The 18,727-nt window shown below is 59.3% G+C and carries 16 protein-coding genes, 1 tRNA gene and 2 pseudogenes; 11 read left to right on the top strand and 8 right to left on the bottom strand.

What is annotated here, in order from left to right:
• The first annotated feature begins 5 nt into the window (after positions 1 to 5).
• Genes ACYP2A_RS01570 through ACYP2A_RS01550 form a run of 5 tightly spaced genes read left to right on the top strand, consistent with a single transcriptional unit; the run spans position 6 to position 3,085 of the window.
• On the top strand, positions 6 to 596 hold the full coding sequence (locus ACYP2A_RS01570) for a YmfQ family protein (RefSeq protein ID WP_459742121.1): 591 nt from the start codon (positions 6 to 8) through the stop codon (positions 594 to 596).
• A 3-nt stretch (positions 597 to 599) separates the two neighbouring features.
• Positions 600 to 1,460 carry a glycine-rich domain-containing protein gene (locus ACYP2A_RS01565; RefSeq protein WP_459742119.1) on the top strand — a complete coding sequence of 287 codons (861 nt, stop codon included), beginning with the start codon at positions 600 to 602 and terminating at the stop codon, positions 1,458 to 1,460.
• Between the two features lie 5 nt (positions 1,461 to 1,465).
• Positions 1,466 to 1,924 carry a tail fiber assembly protein gene (locus ACYP2A_RS01560; RefSeq protein ID WP_459742117.1) on the top strand — a complete coding sequence of 153 codons (459 nt, stop codon included), beginning with the start codon at positions 1,466 to 1,468 and terminating at the stop codon, positions 1,922 to 1,924.
• 7 nt (positions 1,925 to 1,931) lie between these two features.
• Positions 1,932 to 2,552: a glycoside hydrolase family 19 protein gene (locus ACYP2A_RS01555; RefSeq protein WP_459742116.1), complete on the top strand. Its 621-nt coding sequence runs from the start codon at positions 1,932 to 1,934 to the stop codon at positions 2,550 to 2,552.
• Positions 2,549 to 3,085: a DUF2514 family protein gene (locus ACYP2A_RS01550; protein ID WP_459742114.1), complete on the top strand. Its 537-nt coding sequence runs from the start codon at positions 2,549 to 2,551 to the stop codon at positions 3,083 to 3,085. Before ACYP2A_RS01555 ends, ACYP2A_RS01550 begins: the two co-directional genes overlap by 4 nt.
• A gap of 1,220 nt (positions 3,086 to 4,305) precedes the next feature.
• On the opposite strand, the gene ACYP2A_RS01545 is transcribed toward ACYP2A_RS01550, so the two are convergent.
• Positions 4,306 to 5,010: an SOS response-associated peptidase family protein gene (locus tag ACYP2A_RS01545; protein ID WP_459742112.1), complete on the bottom strand. Its 705-nt coding sequence runs from the start codon at positions 5,008 to 5,010 to the stop codon at positions 4,306 to 4,308.
• Between the two features lie 117 nt (positions 5,011 to 5,127).
• Here ACYP2A_RS01545 and ACYP2A_RS01540 point away from each other — a divergent pair, with 117 nt between their 5' ends.
• Both ACYP2A_RS01540 and ACYP2A_RS01535 read left to right on the top strand, forming a co-directional pair.
• Positions 5,128 to 5,556 carry a LexA family protein gene (locus ACYP2A_RS01540; RefSeq protein ID WP_459742110.1) on the top strand — a complete coding sequence of 143 codons (429 nt, stop codon included), beginning with the start codon at positions 5,128 to 5,130 and terminating at the stop codon, positions 5,554 to 5,556.
• On the top strand, positions 5,546 to 6,823 hold the full coding sequence (locus ACYP2A_RS01535; RefSeq protein ID WP_459742108.1) for a Y-family DNA polymerase: 1,278 nt from the start codon (positions 5,546 to 5,548) through the stop codon (positions 6,821 to 6,823). The genes ACYP2A_RS01540 and ACYP2A_RS01535 overlap by 11 nt, the downstream gene beginning before the upstream one ends.
• A gap of 254 nt (positions 6,824 to 7,077) precedes the next feature.
• On the opposite strand, the gene ACYP2A_RS01530 is transcribed toward ACYP2A_RS01535, so the two are convergent.
• The 4 genes from ACYP2A_RS01530 to ACYP2A_RS01515 form a co-directional block, all read right to left on the bottom strand.
• Positions 7,078 to 7,167 (bottom strand) — tRNA-Ser (locus ACYP2A_RS01530).
• 119 nt (positions 7,168 to 7,286) lie between these two features.
• A complete protein-coding gene (locus ACYP2A_RS01525; protein ID WP_459742208.1) occupies positions 7,287 to 7,988 on the bottom strand; it encodes a DUF3142 domain-containing protein in 702 nt (233 codons plus the stop codon).
• Positions 7,988 to 10,153, bottom strand: a complete 2,166-nt coding sequence (locus ACYP2A_RS01520) for an outer membrane assembly lipoprotein YfiO (protein ID WP_459742105.1) — start codon at positions 10,151 to 10,153, stop codon at positions 7,988 to 7,990. The genes ACYP2A_RS01525 and ACYP2A_RS01520 overlap by 1 nt, the downstream gene beginning before the upstream one ends.
• A gap of 97 nt (positions 10,154 to 10,250) precedes the next feature.
• Positions 10,251 to 10,790: a cytochrome b gene (locus ACYP2A_RS01515; RefSeq protein WP_459742206.1), complete on the bottom strand. Its 540-nt coding sequence runs from the start codon at positions 10,788 to 10,790 to the stop codon at positions 10,251 to 10,253.
• A 262-nt stretch (positions 10,791 to 11,052) separates the two neighbouring features.
• Here ACYP2A_RS01515 and ACYP2A_RS01510 point away from each other — a divergent pair, with 262 nt between their 5' ends.
• From ACYP2A_RS01510 to ACYP2A_RS01500, 3 genes are read left to right on the top strand one after another with little or no spacing between them, the layout of a single operon-like run.
• A complete protein-coding gene (locus tag ACYP2A_RS01510) occupies positions 11,053 to 11,835 on the top strand; it encodes an endonuclease/exonuclease/phosphatase family protein (RefSeq protein WP_459742103.1) in 783 nt (260 codons plus the stop codon).
• Entirely contained in the window at positions 11,832 to 13,082 is a 1,251-nt protein-coding gene (gene clsB / locus ACYP2A_RS01505) for a cardiolipin synthase ClsB (protein WP_459742102.1), read from the top strand. The genes ACYP2A_RS01510 and clsB overlap by 4 nt, the downstream gene beginning before the upstream one ends.
• On the top strand, positions 13,079 to 14,065 hold the full coding sequence (locus ACYP2A_RS01500; RefSeq protein WP_459742100.1) for a lysylphosphatidylglycerol synthase domain-containing protein: 987 nt from the start codon (positions 13,079 to 13,081) through the stop codon (positions 14,063 to 14,065). The genes clsB and ACYP2A_RS01500 overlap by 4 nt, the downstream gene beginning before the upstream one ends.
• Here the strand turns inward: ACYP2A_RS01500 and ACYP2A_RS01495 are convergent.
• The 3 genes and pseudogenes from ACYP2A_RS01495 to ACYP2A_RS01485 form a co-directional block, all read right to left on the bottom strand.
• Positions 14,066 to 14,497: pseudogene (locus tag ACYP2A_RS01495) on the bottom strand (methyl-accepting chemotaxis protein); the annotation flags it as partial.
• 108 nt (positions 14,498 to 14,605) lie between these two features.
• Positions 14,606 to 15,289, bottom strand: a pseudogene (locus ACYP2A_RS01490) (PAS domain-containing protein); the annotation flags it as partial.
• A 335-nt stretch (positions 15,290 to 15,624) separates the two neighbouring features.
• Positions 15,625 to 16,530, bottom strand: coding sequence for a MurR/RpiR family transcriptional regulator (locus tag ACYP2A_RS01485; RefSeq protein WP_459742098.1), 906 nt, complete (start codon positions 16,528 to 16,530; stop codon positions 15,625 to 15,627).
• 233 nt (positions 16,531 to 16,763) lie between these two features.
• Here ACYP2A_RS01485 and ACYP2A_RS01480 point away from each other — a divergent pair, with 233 nt between their 5' ends.
• Positions 16,764 to 18,701 carry a bifunctional 5-dehydro-2-deoxygluconokinase/5-dehydro-2-deoxyphosphogluconate aldolase gene (locus ACYP2A_RS01480; protein ID WP_459742096.1) on the top strand — a complete coding sequence of 646 codons (1,938 nt, stop codon included), beginning with the start codon at positions 16,764 to 16,766 and terminating at the stop codon, positions 18,699 to 18,701.
• The last annotated feature ends 26 nt before the right edge of the window (positions 18,702 to 18,727 follow it).

The following is an 18,727-nucleotide window of genomic DNA, read 5'->3' as shown; positions in this document are numbered from 1 at the left end:
GCGTCATGCCGACCGCTGCTGATTACCTGGAACAGCTGAAAATGCTGCTGCCACCCGGCCAGGCGTTCCCAAGGGACGCCGGCACCACCTTGCACAACCTGCTCGATGGCATGTCGATCGAACTGGCCCGCGTCGATGGTCGCGGTGAAGCCCTGCCGCTTGAAGCCAACCCGGCCAGCACCAACGAACTGCTCAGCGACTGGGAGCGGGTGGCCGGGCTGCCGGACAAATGCTCCGGCGAGCTGGAAGAAACCCTGCAAGGCCGAAAAAACGCGCTGCTGGCCAAGCTGTCCAGCACTGGCGGCCAGTCAGCGGCCTACTTCATCGAGCTGGCCAGAACCTTGGGCTACGTCGTCACCATTGAAGAATTCCGGCCCTTTCGCGCCGGCCGCTCGTGCGCCGGCGATGCACTGACCAATGGCCCGTGGCGCTTCACCTGGCGCGTGCATGCACCGCAGACCTCGATCATCTCGTTTCGCGCCGGCATCTCCGGGGCCGGCGAGCGCCTGCGAATCTGGGGCAACGACACGCTCGAATGCAAGATCAACCAATTGAAACCGGCGCACACCTTTGCCCTGTTCGCCTACGGAGACTGATGCATGCACAGAATTGACGGCCCCGGCGCCACGCTCGACAACCGATTCACCGAAGGCGATCCGGTCGGCGGTGTGCAAGCCACGGTGGTGACGGCGCCCTGGCTTAACGATATCCAGGAAGAACTGCTGAGCATCCTGGCCGCTGCCGGCATCGCACCGGCCAAAGGCACTCAGGACCAGGTGTTGAAGGCCATCAAGAAGATCCGCCTGATCACGGCTTTCAAGCGCTTCACCAGCACCGGATCGTTCACGGTGCCTGAGGGTGTTTCGACTATTTATGTCTCGGGCTGCGCGGGTGGTGGCGGTGGTGCCGGCGGCCTGGCCAACGAGACGGAAGGCATGGCGCCAGGGTGCAGTGGTGGCGGTGGTGCAGGCGAGGCGGTTATCGATCAGCCCTTCGTGGTCACTGCTGGGCAAATCATCCAGGTCACCATCGGCATGGCTGGCCAAGGCGGTGCGGCCGGCGCGCCCAACGCCCGACAGCCCACGCCCGGTAGTAACGGCGGGAGTACGGGATTCGGTGCGCTGCTGACCCTGAGAGGCGGAACTGGCGGCGCATTGGCAAGTGGCGTAGGGGGCGGACGCGGCGGGGCCGGGTATCCGAGGGGCGGCAGTGGATCTGACGGTTCAGTGGGGCCGGTGAATGGCTGGGGCGGTGTCAGTGGCGCAGGTGGGGGCGGTCCCTTCGGCGGCGGTGGTGGCGCCGTGCGCAGCTTCATCTACAACGTCGGCGCCTCCATTGAAGGCAATCCCGGATTTGGATTCGGCTCTGCCGGCAGCGGCGGTGCTGCCTCGTATCGCGCGGTAGGCCCCGGTACGCCCGGCGGCAATGGTGCACCGGGTTTTCTGATCATCAGGTGGTGAACGACATGACAAAGCGAGTGCTTTATGTGGAGCAAGACGGCCGCGTGCTGCAATGGCAGGACACGGCGGGCGGTGACTATGGTGACCCAGCGGACGGGATGGCGATTGCCGATATTTCCGAGGGGGAATGGCTGCGGCAGGACACGCTGAAATGGTTCTGGGAGGGAGCCTTGACCGATGTTGAACCGGTCGTCGTCTACCCGCCTCCGACGCCGGAGCAGATCATCGAACGTAACTTCGCTGTCCAGCAACGGCTGATGGCCGAGGCCAATACGGCGATCACGCCGTTGCAATATGCCGTGGACCTGGAGTTGGAACGGGAGGCAGAAGCGGAGCTGTTGAAGCTATGGAAACGGTATGTGGTGGAGGTCAGTCGGGTGGATCTCGCCCAGATCGAGCCTGATTGGCCGGTGCAGCCTGAAACAGATCCAGCCCGCCTTGGCGGGCTTTTTTACGGTCGGTGAAAACGATATGCCCATTACTGAACAGCAATTGCTGCAAATCCTGCCGAACGCCCGTCCTGTCGCCGGCATCTTTGTGCCTGCGCTCAACCGGGCCATGTCTCGCTTCAAGATCGATAACCGCCTGCGCATCGCAGCGTTTATTGCTCAGGGTGGCCACGAATCCGGCCACTTGCGCCGCCTGGTCGAAAACCTGAACTACAGCGCCCAGGCATTGATGACTACCTGGCCAACCCGGTTCGACGTGAGATTGGCAGCGGAATGTGCCCGCCAACCGGAGCGTATTGCGCATGTGGTTTACGGGGCGCGTATGGGCAACACCCAGCCCGGCGACGGCTGGCGCTTTCGGGGGCGGGCGGTGCTGCAGATCACCGGGCGCGATAACTACCGCGCCGCCAGTGCCGCGCTTGAGCTTCCCCTGGAGCAGGAACCCGAGCTGCTGGAACAACCGGAACACGCCGCGCAGGCCTCGGCCTGGTGGTGGTATCAAGCCGGGTTGAACGAGTTGGCCGACGCGGGCCGCTTTCAGGACATCGGCAGCCTGATTAACACCGGCAAGATCGGACGGGTACCGCATGGTGCCGCCGAGCGTAAGGCGCTGTATGACATAGCACTCAAGGTGCTGGCGTGAGCGCGCTGATGACCGCCGGCGCTGGTCGACTCTGGCCAATGCTTGCAGGTTTGCTGCTGGTCCTCGGTCTGATCGGTGGCGGCCTGTACCTGGCTTATGTCCATGGCCGCACCGTCGAAAAAGCAGAGTGGCAATCTCGCTGGAGCACGCGGGATGCCGGCGATCAGCAAGCGTGGGCGCTGGCTCAGGCGAGCGAGCGTGAGAAAGAACAGGCTCGACAGCAATCAATCAACAAGGCGATTCAGGATGGACAACAACTCATCGACCAGGCACGGGCTGATGCTGCTGCCGCTCGTGCTACTGCTGGCAGCCTGCGGGACACCGCCGACGACCTTGCCCGCCGTCTCGCCAGTCAAACCGGCGGCTATTCCTGCACTGCCGCCGCAAGCGCGGCAGCTACCCGCGCCGTCCTGGTGCTCGCCGACGTGCTCAAGCGCGTTGATGAACGAGCGGGAGAGTTGGCGGAATATGCTGATCAAGGGCGGGGCAGGGGGCTGACGTGTGAGCAGGCTTATGATGGCGTTGGTTTGTAGTGAGATGAGGAAAGCAGGGCCGTTTGGCCCTGCTATTGTTACACGAAGGGCAATTGCAACAGTCGAACTATAAGCTCTACTGCCACCCTCATTATCAGCTCAGTCAGCCAAAACGCGATCATGATAGAAGTCTCGATCTATGGTTGCCTGAAAGTTGGCGCCATTCGACCTCTGTGCTATCGTCAGACTGCAATTGTGTGACGAATGCGCAAAAGACGAAGCTCAGAGCGTCATCAGGGGCACGTCCTCGCGGCATAAACAGGAAGGGTAGAAGGGGTCGGACTCTTCTACCTTTTTTGTCTTTTGCCGGCACATAAAATACACGCATAGGTATATGTGGGTAAGTCTCCCTAAGTATTGATTGTTGTCCTGTGTCGCGCACGGTATAACGAGAGGTGCGCACTCGTCAATAGTCAAACTGCATTATACCCAGTTTCTACCTATGCAGAGTTTTGCTGTTGTTTTGTGTCTGCCATTTCTTAGGGGCGTATTGGGGGTTCTTTTTTTTGGCGTCGAATTCCAAGATGGGAAATGGCAATTTTTATCGAGGGACTTTTTTCGTGCGCTAAAAATAGAGCAGAATTAGCATAGCAATTATGCTTGTGGAAAACTGCCGTAGAAAACCGCAAGGTAAAATGATCACGTAAATGGCGTAGAGGAAAGCTCTTAACCAAACCGACGTAACCTATGCGGCCTTTGCAGGCTAAGCATGCTGCGTAACCTATGCGGCCTTTGCAGGCTAAGCAAGCGACGTAACTATTGCAGCCTTCCCACGCTACCCAGTGACGTAAGCTTATGGCTCTCGTAGGCTAACCAAGTGGCATAACTATTATGCGTTGTGTAAGCGAGTGCGCATTGATACCAATGACTGTCCGGTAATGGTTAAGTGGATTTGCCTACTAAAGGCAAGCCCGTCTGCGTTCTGTGGGATAGTCTTGCTCGATAAGAATTATCTATCCTGAGATGATATGGGATGATAGTAGGCTTCGGTGGGGGGGCGTAGTTTGCTAAGGGTATTAGTCTGCGGGATGTATCCTAGTATGATACGAGATAATAGTTATCTGGGCTGCGGATAGAAAAAGCATTGCGCTCTGTCTACCGCTGAGATTATGGTTCAGCTGATTGCAAAAATTTTAGCGGCTAAAATCACTCCGAATGTACAGGCGTGCGTGAGTGGTGGGCTGGTGATGAGGCGCTGGGCGCCGGCCTTATCGGGAGAGTTATTCTGAGCCTTTAACTGCTACGCGCTGAATAAGGGTTGAGCCTTGGTTCCGCACGTTGCCGACAGCTTTTTCAACTGGATGCCACTGAAAATCCTCTGCCGGCCGGCAGCCGAACCGTACAATCTCTGCTGCTCGCTCTGCCGGTGTGGCCAAATCCAGCCATTCACGGGCAAGCTCGGGCGCCAGTGTCAGAGGCTTGCGGTCGTGAATGTCGATCAGACCCTGATCTGCCGCAGCAGTGACGATCACAAAACCGTCGCGCTCGTCCGGCTCAATACCCGTCTGCACCTCCGCCAAGGCGGCGAAGTAAAGCGGCTGACCGTCCTGGCTTGTGATGTAGTAAGGCTGTTTTTTCTTTGGGTCGTCCGGATCTTTTACCCATTCGAACCAGCCGTTTGCTGGCGCCAAAGCTCTGCCGTTCGGCCACAATCCCTTCCAGAATTTCCCTTCAAGCAGCGTGTCAGCCCGAGCATTGATCGGATACGGCCGCTTTCCTTTTGCCCAGTGCGGCGCCCATCCCCATGTCACCTTGTCGACTCGTACTCCGCCATCGGCAGATCTGATCAACTCAACACGCGTCGTTGGCGCGACGTTGTACCTGTTGATCGGTTCATGGTCGTAACCATCGATCACCACCAGCTCAAGCTCAAGCTGTCTGAGGTAGTGATCCATGCTTTCGTAGATTGAGTAGCGCCCGCACATGAAAGGCCTCCTGTCGAAATTTCCTACATTCCACATTGACCGCAGCCGGGTGTGATAGTTAACTGTATATGCATACAGTTTGTTTCCATCCACCATAACATGTCGAAGGTTCACATTATGAGCGTCACTATCCTTGGCCCGCTGGAAGAGGGGGGCGTGAAGCTCCCGGTGTACTGCTCTATGGTTCCTGCGGGATTCCCATCCCCGGCTGCCGACCATATTGAGAAGCACATTTCGCTCGACGAACTGTTTGAGGTTCGAGCGCCTCATGTCTATCTGGTCAAGATTCACGGTGACAGCATGCAAGGAGCCGGCATCTACGATGGTGACCTGGCTGTCGTAGATTGTAGTTGCTACGCAGAGCACGACGACATCGTCATCGCTTCACTCAATACCGAACCTGTATGCAAGCGTCTGTACATGCAGAATGAAACGGTCATTCTGAAATCAGAAAACAGTCACTACCCGCCGCGACACATTCTTGAAAGTGACGAGCTGACGATCATGGGTGTTGTGAAGTACAGCGTGCGCACGCATGGCAAGTGATCAGGTCTTCGCGCTGATCGACTGCAATTGCTTCTATGCGAGCTGTGAAAGGTCATTCCGGCCGGATCTGGCGAAGGTCCCGATTGTCGTGCTGAGCAACAACGATGGCTGCGTGATCGCCAGGTCGTACGATGCAAAGCCCTTCGTGAAAATGGGCGAGCCGTACTTTCAGATCAAAGACAAACTGCGCAGGCATGGCATCGTCGCGTTTTCAAGCAACTACGCGCTCTATGGCGACATGAGCGAGCGCGTGATGTCGATCATCGAATCAAAGGTGCCGGCCCTTGAGGTGTACAGCATCGATGAGGCCTTTGCCGATCTGACGGGCATGCGCGATAACCTGACGCAGTTCGGCCGTGAGCTGCGCAGCTACATCCTGCGCTGCACGCGAATTCCAGTAGGCGTTGGTATCGGCCCGACCAAGACCCTGGCCAAACTGGCGAACCACACGGCCAAGCGCTTGCAGGTTCACACGGGGGGTGTGGTCGATATCTGTGACCCGCATAACCGGGACTGGGTACTGCGCAACACCGACGTGGCAGAGGTCTGGGGCGTTGGCCGGCGGATGAAAGCTCATCTGGCGACAATGGGGATCACAACTGCCAAGCACTTGGCACAGGCCGACCCGTGGACACTGCGCAAGAAATTTAGCGTGGTGATCGAGAAGACGGCCAGGGAGCTTGCCGGTACCGCTTGCCTGGAACTGGGCGAGCCTGATCCGCCCAAACAAGAGATCTGCAGTAGCCGGATGTTCGGCAGGCGCCTGACCGAGATCGAGCCCATAAAAGAGGCGGTGGCCACCTACGTTCAGCGCGCTGCTGAAAAACTGCGAGCACAGGGCTCAGTGTGCAAGCGCATGCGCATCAGCATCCGCACGGGCATGTTCAACCCGGAGGAAGCGAAGTACGCACAAGGTGCGCTGGTGGAGCTGCCTTACCCAACCAACGACACACTGCTGCTGACGCGGATGTCTGGCCAGGCGGTCGACCGGATCTTTCGGGAAGGCTATCGCTACAGCAAGGCCGAGGTGATGCTGCTCGATCTGCGACAGCCAGGTGAGTTCACGGGAGACCTGTTTGCGCAGCGACAGTCCGTAGAGATGGATCAGTTGATGAAGGTCGTCGACCAGATCAATAGTCGATGGGGGCGGGGCACCGTCAGGTCTGGCAGTGTGCCGCTTAACCCGGACTGGGCAATGAAGCGCGAGATGATGAGCCAGAGCTACACGACCCGTATTGACCAGCTCTGGGCAGTGAACTGCAACTGAAGGCATCGGCAGTAGGGCTCTGGACCTGGTCCATTGAGGACAGGAGATTTATCGATATTGCTTGGGGATGAACTGGGGATGGAGGTTTTGGTTGGCAGAACGCCAAGGAGGGCGTGAAGTTTCATCGGTTAACAGCGGTATACACCGGCTTGGAAAACCCGATTTTGGTCCTAAAACGGTCCTAAACAGCCTTCCAGAAAAGAAAAAGCCCCGACTTTCTCTAGGAAAATCAGGGCTTTAGCTTTACATCAATATGGCGGTGAAAGAGGGATTCGAACCCTCGATACGATTTCTCGTATACACACTTTCCAGGCGTGCTCCTTAAACCACTCGGACATCTCACCGTATCTCGCGTCACATGTTGTGTCTGCCGAGGCGCGCTAATTTAGTCGAAGGCCCCTTTCATTGCAAATCTTTTTTTCAGATTTTTCATGCGCTTAAGCAAAAAAGTGCTTTTTCGGGATCAACGGTTCTGCAGGAACACCACATAGCCCTGAAAGCCTGGACTGTCTTGCAGAAAATCGGGGGCTTGCCATTCGCCACCCTGGATCAAGCCGACCTTGAACGGCAGGCCCAGCCGGCTCAGGCGCGGCAGGTAGGCGCCGTAGTCGGGGATGCTGTGGCGGCCTTGGTAGGTTTGCACCACCACTTCGTCGATCACGCCCTTGAGCTGGCCGATGGTGTTGGCGTCGGCGTTGCTGCTCCAGTCCATCAGGCCGGTGATGCTCAGGCGGTAATGGGCGGGCAGGCGCTGGCGCAGGTCACGCAGAAAGCCCACGTACTCGTGCAGATAACGGGTGCGGGCGTCGAAGTCGATCTGGATGCCCATTACCCGGTTGCCGGCCTGGCGCCAGCGTTCGACCTGGGCGAACAACTGGCGATACACCGTGTCGGGCCAGCGCAGGGTGTGGGCGCGGTACACCACCCAGAGTTGATCCTGTGGCAGACGCGCCACGGCTGGACCCTGGGCGACGAAGCGCACCTGCGGGTCGCGGCGTGTCTGGCTGATCTGGCCTTGCAGCACGTACAGTGTATGCGCTTGTGCCAGCACCGGCTGTGAGGCGACGCCGCCCCATAGCCAGAACGCATCGTAGTCGCGGGCATCCACGGCGGCCTGGCTAGGCAGCGCGGCCAGCAAGCCGAGCAAGATCAGCCAGTAGCGCATCACCAGTAATACTGCAGGGTTTTGCCCCATTGGCTGGTGGCGTAGGTGCTTTTCAGTTGGCGGAACCAGCCTTTGCGCACGGAGGATTCTACCTCCTGGCCGCCGCAGCTGTTATAGCCGGCCGGGGCATAGCAGTTGATGGCGCGAAACAGCGCGTAAGCTTTGTCGTTGGCGGCGGCCTTGGGGTTGGCGATCACCTGACGGTAACCGTCGAGCCGCGAAAAGACCGGTCCACTGAAGCCCGGTGCGCTGCCGCCCAGGCTCTCGGCATTACGGCGCTGGTCCAGCGGCATGCCGTCCAGGCGGTTACGCAGGATGAATTCACCCAGGCAATTGAGTCCAGACGGGTTCTTGGCGTCGGCTTGCAGCGCGGCGGCGGTCTGCACGAGGGTCGGGCAGGTGTAGCCCGACTCGGCCTTGTCGCCTTGCCACTGAAACAGCGCCAGCGACGGGCCGGCGTCATAGACATAGCCCAGGCCATAGCCGAGTTTTTCCTCTGGCAATGGCGAGGGTAGACGCTTGAGGTCTTCGGCGAAATCGGCGTAGCGGCCGCGGATCAAGTCTTTATAGAGCAGCACGAACAGCGCCAGATTGCGCTCGCTGGCATCCAGGCCCTTGCTGGCCTGTTGGCGCAGCAGTTCGGCATCGCCCACATGGCTGAGCAGAATGTTGCGCACCTGCCGCGATTGAATCGGCGAATCGGCGGCAAATACCCGGGCCAGTTGCTCATCGCGCTCGAAACTCATGGCCAGCGCCAGTTCCAGTTGTTCACGCTGCAGCGGTGCCTGGGCCTGCGGCAGGATGTTCAGCCAGGTTTGCTGCGCGCCTTTCCAGTCTTGCCGGGCTTGCAGTGCCAGACCGCGCAGAATCTGCCGGCTCAGGCTCAGGTAATCGAGATGATCGCTGGAGGTGGTGGCTTCGGGCAGGTGCTTGAGGGCCTGTTCGGGATCGTTCTGGACGTACAGCGCGTGGGCCGCCAGCAGGTACTCGTACAGATCCGGCTGCTCGGCGAATACCGCACGTTGCGCCTGCAAATCGGCCGGGGTCAGTGGTGCCGTCGCGTGATCGCGCATTCTCATCAGGTCGCTGACCGCCATCAGCATCGGGTCTTGCAGCGGTGCTGAACTGACCATCAATAGCTTGAGATCGACTTCGTTGATCAACTCATCAAGGCTCAGGTTGCGCTGGCGCTCATCCCGCTGCGCCAACTGCCGGGCGAAATCGCCGGACAACAGGTCGTAATGGCCGCCCAGCCAGTGCACGCGCCGCAACAGTCCCTTGGCCGAGACGGCGTACTGGCCATCGGGCCAGGTGGCCAGGTAGTGCTCGAAACCCTGTTTGGCCTGTTGCAAAAGAGCAGGGTCGACGCGCTTGCGGTCAAGCTCGCTGTATTCGTTGAACGCCGTTTCCTGCACATGATTCAAGGCAGTGCGCGCGCTCATGTACGCAGCGGTCTGTTGCAGCCACGGCTGATTGCTGTTGGCGAGACTGGCAAAGCGTTTGCTCGCCTGCGCAAAGCGCCCGCTATAAAAGTCGCCTGCGGCGTACAGATAAAGGGTGAACTCTTGAGCGGCCGGCGACGCCAGTGCGCCGGGAATCAGACGTTCCTGCTGGTCAGGTTCCCAGCTACAGGCATCGAGCATTTGCAAACGGGTGTCGGCCAGTGACTCGCGCTCGGCGTCTGTCAGGCCGGCGCTTTGCAGTACCTGATTGATGAACAGCGCGGCGCTGTCCTGATCGTTGCTGCGGCAGCGGCTGCCCTCGCCATTGAGAAAGGCGGCGCCTGCGGTGTTTTCCGGTCGGCCCAGGCCCAGGCGCGCAAGCGGCGCGGCCAAAGGATCGGGCCGGGTGGCTTGTGTCGCCTCGACAGGCGTCGGCACAGGATTGAGCCGTGAAGCGGCGAAGGGCACCGGGCCGTAGCCTTGCTCAAGATCAGTGGCGTTCAGCGGTTGCGGGTTCAGGGCCAGTGCGCCCTTGTCGGCCAGCAACAGGCGCAGGTTGACCTGGCTGTCGTTGCCGGGGCTGAGAAACGCCAGGCTGCTGCAGATCGACAGGCTTTCCTTGAGCATCGACCAGCTTGGGTAGCAGGAGTCATCACCGCTGGCGTAAGCGCCGGTGGCAAACGTGGAGCTGGCAATCAGGGCAGTCAACAACCGCAGGCGCATGAAATGTCCTTGAATCATGAGGGCAATCTAAAAAGACGCAGATCATAGCCCGCAGTTTTGGCCCTGTGAGTTTATGTATCGAAAATTCCCACGTATGTCACAGCATTCGCTTGAGGGTATCGTCCTTGCGAATGAAATGATGCCAGAGCGCCGCGACCACATGCAGGCCGGCCACGTAGTAAAACAGCGTAGCGAACAGCTTGTGCAGGTCTTCGAAATACTCCGCCGTACGCCCGGAGGTCGGCAGTGGCCAGGGAATGGAAAGGTCGGTAAAGAGGATTGGCAGCGCGCCTTTTTCGACCATCACGGTCAATACACCCAGCACCGGCTGAACGAACAAAAAGCCATACATCAGGTAGTGGGTCAACGTCGCGGCGAACCGCAGGGCGCTTTGCAGCGGCGGGGTAATGACGGGCGGCGCATGACGGCGACGTTCGGCCACGCGAAAAAACGCCAGGGCCAGCAGCAGAATGCCGGTCCAGTAATGCCCCTGAACCACCAGAACCCGGTAGTCGGAGCCTCGGCTGAATTGCGTACGGCTGAGAATCAGGCAGTAGGCCAGGACTACCAGGCCTGCCATGAGCCAGTGCAGCCATCGAGCCTTGCGGGAATAGCGATTTTTTGGCAGTTCAGCCACAGGCAATTCAGCCACGGCAAAGTCCTTGTGATCGGCAAAACGCCATGAAAAGTGTCGTTGCTTAATAGCAAGCAAGGCGCATGCCTGAGCGTCCCTTAGGCGATCCTGCCTATTTGTGACAGAGCTTGAAGTACAGCACAAAGTTCAGCGCACGATGCCCGATGGTTGCCTGTATCGATCGCTTGTCAGGCAGGGAACCTGCCCGGCTGGCAGGCTTCATATGCAGTGAACAACGTGGCGTCCAACGAAGGAGTGCGCATTCTTGACCCAAGCCAATACGCCCGTCGGCCCACAGCAGCCGGTGTCGGCCCTTTCGATCAATGTATTGACCATGAACATGCATATGGGCTTTGGCTTTCTCAATCGGCGCTTCATCTTGCCGGAGTTGCGCGATGCGGTGCACAGCGTGTCGGCCGACGTGGTGTTTCTTCAGGAAGTGCACGGCGAACACCAGCACCACGCCGACCGGGTCAAGGGCTGGCCGACGCTGTCGCAGTACGAATTCATGGCTGACAGCATGTGGCCCGACTTCGCCTACGGGCGCAATGCGGTGTACCCGCACGGTCATCACGGCAACGCGCTGCTCTCCAAATACCCGATCGTGCGCCATGAAAACCTCGATGTGTCGATTCATGGCACCGAACAGCGCGGCTTGTTGCATTGCGTGCTCGATGTACCGGGCTGCGGTCATGTGCACGCCATTTGCGTGCACCTTGGGTTGCGCGAAAAACATCGTGAAGAGCAGCTCGGTTTGTTGGCGCAACTGGTCAGGCGCCTGCCCGAAGGGGAGCCTGTGATCGTGGGCGGTGATTTCAACGACTGGCGCCAGCGCGCCGATGCATTGCTTGAGGGCACTGGCCTGCACGAGGTGTTCGTACGGCACCTCGGGGCGCCCGCCAAAAGCTTCCCGGCACGCTGGCCGTTACTGCGGCTGGACCGTATTTACGTGGCCAACGCCACAACCCACAGACCTCAAGTGCTGAGTAACCGGCCCTGGTCACATCTGTCCGATCATGCACCGTTGGCGGTGGAGGTGGCTTTATGAATCAAGCTCAGTGGTGTGACGGCAACTCGGTGGAGTTGTTGATCAACGGCGAAGACTTTTACAGCACGGTGTTCGAGGCCATGCGCGGCGCGCGTAAACAAGTGCTGGTCGAGACCTTCATCATCTTCGAGGACCGGATTGGCGAAGGGCTGCAACAGGCGCTGATTCAGGCCGCGCAAAACGGTGCGCAAGTGGTGGTCACTGTCGATGACTACGGCACCTGCGATTTGAGTTCGGTGTTCGTCAAACAGATGATCGACGCCGGTATCCAGATCCAGCTGTTCGACCCGCAACCGCGCTTGATGGGCATGCGCACCAATCTGTTCCGGCGCCTGCATCGCAAGGTCGTGGTGATTGACGGCGAGCAAGCGTTTATCGGTGGCATCAACTACAGCGTCGATCACATGACCGACACCGGTTTGACCGCCAAGCAGGATTACGCCGTGCGGGTGCGGGGGCCGATCATCGCCGATATCCACCGTAGCGCCTTGCAGATGCTCAGCCCGGCGGTGCGCAAAAAGCTCACGCCAGTACCGCTGGTGCTGGAACCGGCAGGGACCGCGCGAATGCTGCTCGCCGAGCGCGATAACCGCGAACACACCACCGACATCGAAGAGCAATACCTCAAGGCGATCAATCAGGCCACATCGCGCATCACGCTGGCCAACGCCTATTTCTTCCCCAGCTATCGCTTCCTGCGTGCATTGCGCAACGCATCGCGACGTGGGGTCAAGGTCACCCTGATTTTGCAGGGCAAGCCGGACATGCCGTTCGTGCGGGTTTGCTCGCGCCTGACCTATACCTACCTGCTGCGCGACGGCGTGGTGATTCATGAATACAAACAGCGCGCCCTGCACGGCAAGGTCGCGCTGATCGACAATGAATGGTCCACCGTGGGCTCCAGCAACCTGGACCCGCTGAGCCTGGCGTTGAACCTGGAAGCCAACCTGTTCATTCGCGATGCCGCGCTCAATCAGCATTTACATGACCACCTGCGCGACCTGGCCGCTGCCCACAGCGTGCCGATCACCCTCAAGGGGGCTGCACGCGGGCAATGGTGGCGGGCACCGATGATCTTTCTGTGCTTTCACTTTTTGCGTCATTTTCCGGCCATTGCCGGGCTGTTTCCGGTGCACGGCATGCGCCTCAAACCCTTGCGGGCGGCAGACATCATGCCGGAGGCATCGGTCATCAAGGAGCAACAGGCGGCGATTCAAGAGCTGCCAAGCCAGGAGAAACCGCTATGAGCCAGGCCAGCGCTGCGCAAGATTCCAAGCCTGCATCACCCGGTTGGGTATGGGCCAAACGGCTGTTCAAGCTGTTCTTCTTTATTGCCGTGCCGGTGCTGTTATTCATGCTGGTCAAGAACATTGACTGGCAAGAGGTCAAGAAAGCCTTGCAGTCGTACAAGGCCAGCACCCTGGCGATGGCCGGGCTGGTGGCGGCGGCCAGTTACCTGACCTATTGCGGCTTCGACATTCTGGCGCGCTTTTACACCCGGCATAAATTGAGCGTCGCGCAGATCATTCCGGTGACCTTTGTCTGCTATGCCTTCAACCTCAACCTCAGTTCCTGGGTGGGTGGCATCGCCTTGCGCTACCGGCTGTACTCACGGCTGGGGCTGGATGTGCCGACCATCACGCGGATTCTCAGCCTGAGCCTGATCACCAACTGGCTGGGCTATATGCTGCTGGCCGGATTTGTGTTTGCCAGTGGCTTTGTGAAGCTGCCTGCGCAGTGGTCGATCGGCAGCACCACGCTGCAAATGATCGGTGCTGGCTTGTTGCTGATGTGTGCGGCTTACCTGGCGGCCTGCCAGTTTTCCACGCGCCGTTCATGGACCATTCGTGGCCAGGAACTGGTTTTACCTTCGCTGGGGCAGGCATTGATGCAGGCCAGTCTCGGCGCACTGAACTGGTCGTTGATGGCGCTGGTGATTTTTACCCTGTTGCCGGAAAACGCCTTTTACCCGACGGTGCTTGGCGTCTTGCTGATCAGCAGTATCGCGGGCGTCATTACTCACATTCCGGCCGGCCTGGGCGTGCTCGAAACCGTGTTTATCACCTTGATGGCGCACCAGTTTTCCAAAGGCACCTTGCTCGCTGCACTGATCGGTTACCGGGCGATTTATTTCCTGTTGCCGCTGATGCTCGCGGTGCTGGTGTATCTGGTGCTGGAAAAAAGCGCCAAGAGCATCAATGCGAAAAACAGTCAGAAATCGTCGGGCTGATCAGTGCGCCAGGCGGGCAAACATCTTCACGGCATCCACTGCGTGATTGGTCCCTTCGCTGATCTGCACGATCACCGAGCCCGCCTGGTCGGCCAGGTCCACACCTTTGATCGCATTACTGCGGGTGTTGTCCATGCTGTCGATGGCCTGGCGGGTTTCGGTCTGGATCATGCCAATCATCTCTGAGATTTCCGCTGTCGAGCGGCTGGTGCGTCCGGCCAGTTGCCGCACTTCATCGGCCACCACCGCAAAGCCGCGACCCTGATCGCCTGCGCGGGCCGCTTCGATGGCGGCATTGAGGGCCAGCAAGTTGGTCTGGTCGGCAATGCTGCGAATGGTATTGACGATGGCGGTGATCTGCTCCGAACGCGCGCCCAGTTGCGCGACGATGCGTGAAGAGTCTTCGATATTCATCGAGATCTGGCGCATTTCACTGGCGGCTTGCTGAATCACCTCGGTGCCGTGTTCGGTGACTTTACGGGTCTCGACCGAGATGTGATAAGCCTGCGCCGCACTGCTGGCGTCGCGCTCGTGCTGCTCGATGCGTGAGGTGATGTCGGAGGCGAACTTGACGATGCGGTACAGCTTGCCGTTGGCGTCGTACACCGGGTTGTAGTTGGCTTCCAGCCAGCGGGTCTGGCCATTGCGGCCCATACGCTTGAACTGGCCGCTGAAGAATTCGCCTTTGTTCAAGCGGCGCCAGAAATCGGCATATTCGCTGCTGTCAGCCACATCCGAGGGGCACAGCATCCGGTGGTTCTTGCCCACCAGTTCGGCTTCGCTGTAGCCCATGGTCTGGGTCAGATTGGCGTTGGCGCGCAGAATCTTGCCTTCAAGGTCGAATTCGATCACTGCCATGGCCCTGTCGATGGCCATGAGTTTGTTGCGCGCTTCGTTGTCGGCCTCGATCCTGGCGGTGACATCGGCGGCATATTTGACGACTTTCAGCACTTTGCCGGTATTGTCGCGAACCGGGTTATAGCTGGCCTCAAGCCAGACGGTCTTGCCTTCGCGGCTGACCCGGTGAAAGGTCGAGCTGACGAAGTCACCGGCACGCAACCGCGCCCAGAGCTTGTCGTAATCGGGGCTGCGCACGTCTTCGGGGGTGCAGAACATACGGTGGTGTTTGCCGAGGATGTCTTCGCGGCGATACCCCATGGCCTTGAGAAAGTTTTCGTTGGCATCGAGCACGGTGCCGTTCAGGTCGAACTCGATACTGGCCATCGAGCGGTTGATGGCTTCAAGCTGGCAGGCTTGCTGGTCGATGATTTGCTGGAGGGCGGCGAGGGCTTTCTGATTGGATTTGAAAAACATGGCGGTAGCTCACAAGGAGATGGCACGAAATTCCGGTCCATGTCTTGTGCGTGCCTGGTCCAGACTTGGGGCGCCCGAGGGGTCTGGATGAACACACATGCTGTCCTATGCAATGATGGCACTATAGATGGCATCTTGAATTTTTGTACACCGCATTCGAATAAAACAGACGGAATGCGAATGCGCCTCAAGGCCTTGCCACACGGGCCTTTGAGGCGGGTTATCAAGTAGTGGCCAGCGGCGCTTCAGTCTTCCAGATCGACCTGTTCGTGAATTTCGTCGACTTTCAATTCCAGTCGATACGCCACGGCGATAAACAGCGCCTGGCACAGGCACAAGGTGGCACTCAGCGAGCGAAACGCGAACGAGCTGCCTTCATTGACCAGCAACACCGAATTGGCGCGCTTGGCCAGCGGCGACAGGTTGCTGTCGGTGACGATCAGGGTCTTGGCCTGATTGTGCTGGGCGATGCGCAGGCAATGCTGGGTTTCCTTGCCGTACGGGGTAAAGCTGATGGCGATCAGCAGGTCGGTGGAGCGAATGCTGCGCATCTGCTCGCGATAGCCGCCGCCAAGCCCGGAAATCAAGTGAATGCGCTTGTTGGTGTGCTGCAGGTTGTAGACCAGGTAGTCGGCCACCGCGAACGAGCGGCGCACGCCGACCACATAGATATTTTCGGCGTTGACCACCAGATCCACGGCCTTCTCGAAGGCTTCATCGTCAAGGTCGTCGCTAAGACGCTCCAGGCCCGAGAGGGTCGCATTCACGCATTCACGGGCCAGGTCGCCGGCGCCAGCCTTGTGCGCCTTGTCGGCAATCATGCTGCGAATACGCTGCTGGTAGTTCTGTACCGGCGTGGTCTTGTGCGTGTAGGCGTCGCGAAACAGCGCCTGCATTTCGCTGAAGCCGCTGAAACCAAAACGCTGCGAAAACCGCACGATGGCCGACGGATGCACCTCGCATTCGCGGGCGATGTCGCTGATGCGGTCGACCATGATTCGCCCGCTCTGCTGGCTCATGTAGCTGGCAATGCGCTTGAGCTGGCGCGGCAATTCTTCGTACTGCTCGGTGATCATGCGCAACAGCTCTTCGGCGCTGATCGGTGCGGCAGCGGCGGTGTCGGGTTGGGACGGCTGCTCGATGCTGGACATGACTTCAATCCTTTTTGCTTGTTCTTCTATGGCACTCAAGGCCGTGGGCCACTTTAACCCAGCTTGTTGGCGAGCGGGGCAGCTTGGTGCTTTTGTGGAATAAATTTTCCAATAGAAAAAATTATAGAATAAATATTGATTGGTGCGCCGAGACGTTTTAGTCTTCAGGCACCAAGAACATTTCGCGCCGCCGCTGTGCGTGATGCAGGCTGATAAAAATAACAGGAGCCACCATGGGCCAGACTCGCTTTGCCAATGGGCGTCAGTTGGATCTGATATGCCTCGGACGCTTGGGCGTCGATCTCTATGCGCAGCAGGTCGGCGCACGCCTTGAAGACGTTTCCAGTTTCGCCAAATACCTCGGCGGCTCGTCCGCCAACATCGCGTTCGGCACCGCGCGGCTCGGCTTGAAGTCGGCCATGCTCAGCCGCGTCGGTGATGATCACATGGGCCGCTTTCTGGTCGAGTCGCTGGCTCGTGAAGGCTGCGATGTCAGTGGCATTCGCCGGGACCCCGAACGCCTGACCGCCATGGTGCTGCTGGGCCTCAAGGACCGCGAAACCTTCCCGCTGGTGTTCTATCGCGAGAACTGCGCCGACATGGCGCTGCGCGCCGAGGACATCGATGAACAGTTGATCGCCTCCAGCAAGTCCTTGCTGATCACCGGCACGCACTTCTCTACCGAACAAGTGTTCCGCGCCAGCAGCCAGGCGCTCGACTATGCCGAAAAGCACAACGTACGCCGCGTGCTCGACATCGATTACCGGCCGGTACTCTGGGGCCTGGCCGGCAAGGCCGATGGCGAAACGCGCTTTGTCGCCGACCAGAAGGTCAGCCAGCATGTTCAACGCATCCTGCCGCGCTTCGACCTGATCGTCGGCACCGAAGAAGAATTTCTGATTGCCGGTGGCAGCACCGACCTGCTGAGTGCATTGCGCAAAGTGCGTGAGCTGAGCGCCGCAACACTGGTGGTCAAGCTCGGCCCGCAAGGCTGCACGGTGATTCATGGCGCCATCCCGGAACGCCTGGAAGACGGTGCGATTTATCCCGGTGTGCGTGTTGAAGTGCTCAATGTGCTGGGCGCCGGCGATGCATTCATGTCCGGCTTTCTCAGCGGCTGGCTGAAAGAAGCCGATGACGAGCGCTGCTGCCAGCTGGCCAACGCCTGTGGCGGACTGGTCGTGTCGCGACATGCCTGCGCACCGGCGATGCCAACGCCTGCCGAACTCGATTACCTGTTCAACAGCCCGGTGCCGATCACCCGTCCCGATCAGGACGTGGCCCTGCAACGCCTGCATCAGGTCAGCGTGCCGCGTAAACAATGGAAGCAACTGTTCATCTTTGCCTTCGATCATCGCGGGCAACTGGTCGAGCTGGCGCAACAGGCTGGCCGTGAACTGAGCAGCATCCCGTACCTCAAGCAACTGTTCATTAAAGCCGTTGCCAGGGTCGAAGACGATTTGGCCAAACGCGGTATCGAGGCCGATGTCGGGCTACTGGCCGATCAGCGTTTCGGTCAGGATGCGCTGAATGCCGCCACCGGTCGTGGCTGGTGGGTGGCGCGTCCGGTCGAAGTGCAGGGCTCGCGGCCGCTGGCTTTCGAGCATGGCCGTTCGATTGGTAGCAACCTGGTCAACTGGCCGGCCGAGCAGATCATCAAGTGCCTGGTGCAGTACCACCCCGACGACGAGCCACTGTTGCGTCTGGAGCAGGAAGCACAGATCAAGGGCTTGTACGAGGCATCCAAAGCCAGCGGTCATGAACTGCTGCTGGAAATCATCCCGCCCAAAGACCACCCGTCCACCCATCCCGACGTCATGTACCGTGCCTTGAAGCGTCTCTACAACCTGGGCATTTACCCGGCGTGGTGGAAGATCGAAGCGCAGGACGCCGAGGTCTGGCGCCAGCTCGACGAGTTGATTCAGGAACGCGACCCGTATTGCCGTGGCGTGGTGCTGCTGGGCCTCAATGCGCCGGTGCAGGCACTGGCCGAAGGCTTTGCCCAGGCGCGCAACAGTCGCACCTGTCAGGGCTTTGCCGTGGGCCGCACGATCTTCCGCGAACCGAGCCGCGCCTGGCTCAACGGCGAGATCGACGACGAGGGCCTGATTGCTCAGGTACAGGACATTTTCAGCGGATTGATCGAGTCCTGGCGCGCCAGCCGCGCCTGACACACGATTTCACTGATTCAGCGATA

This window comes from Pseudomonas sp. 3A(2025), from assembly GCF_054589175.1.
The sequence above is the reverse complement of the archived record's forward strand: the minus strand, read 5'-3'. Positions and strand labels throughout refer to the sequence as shown.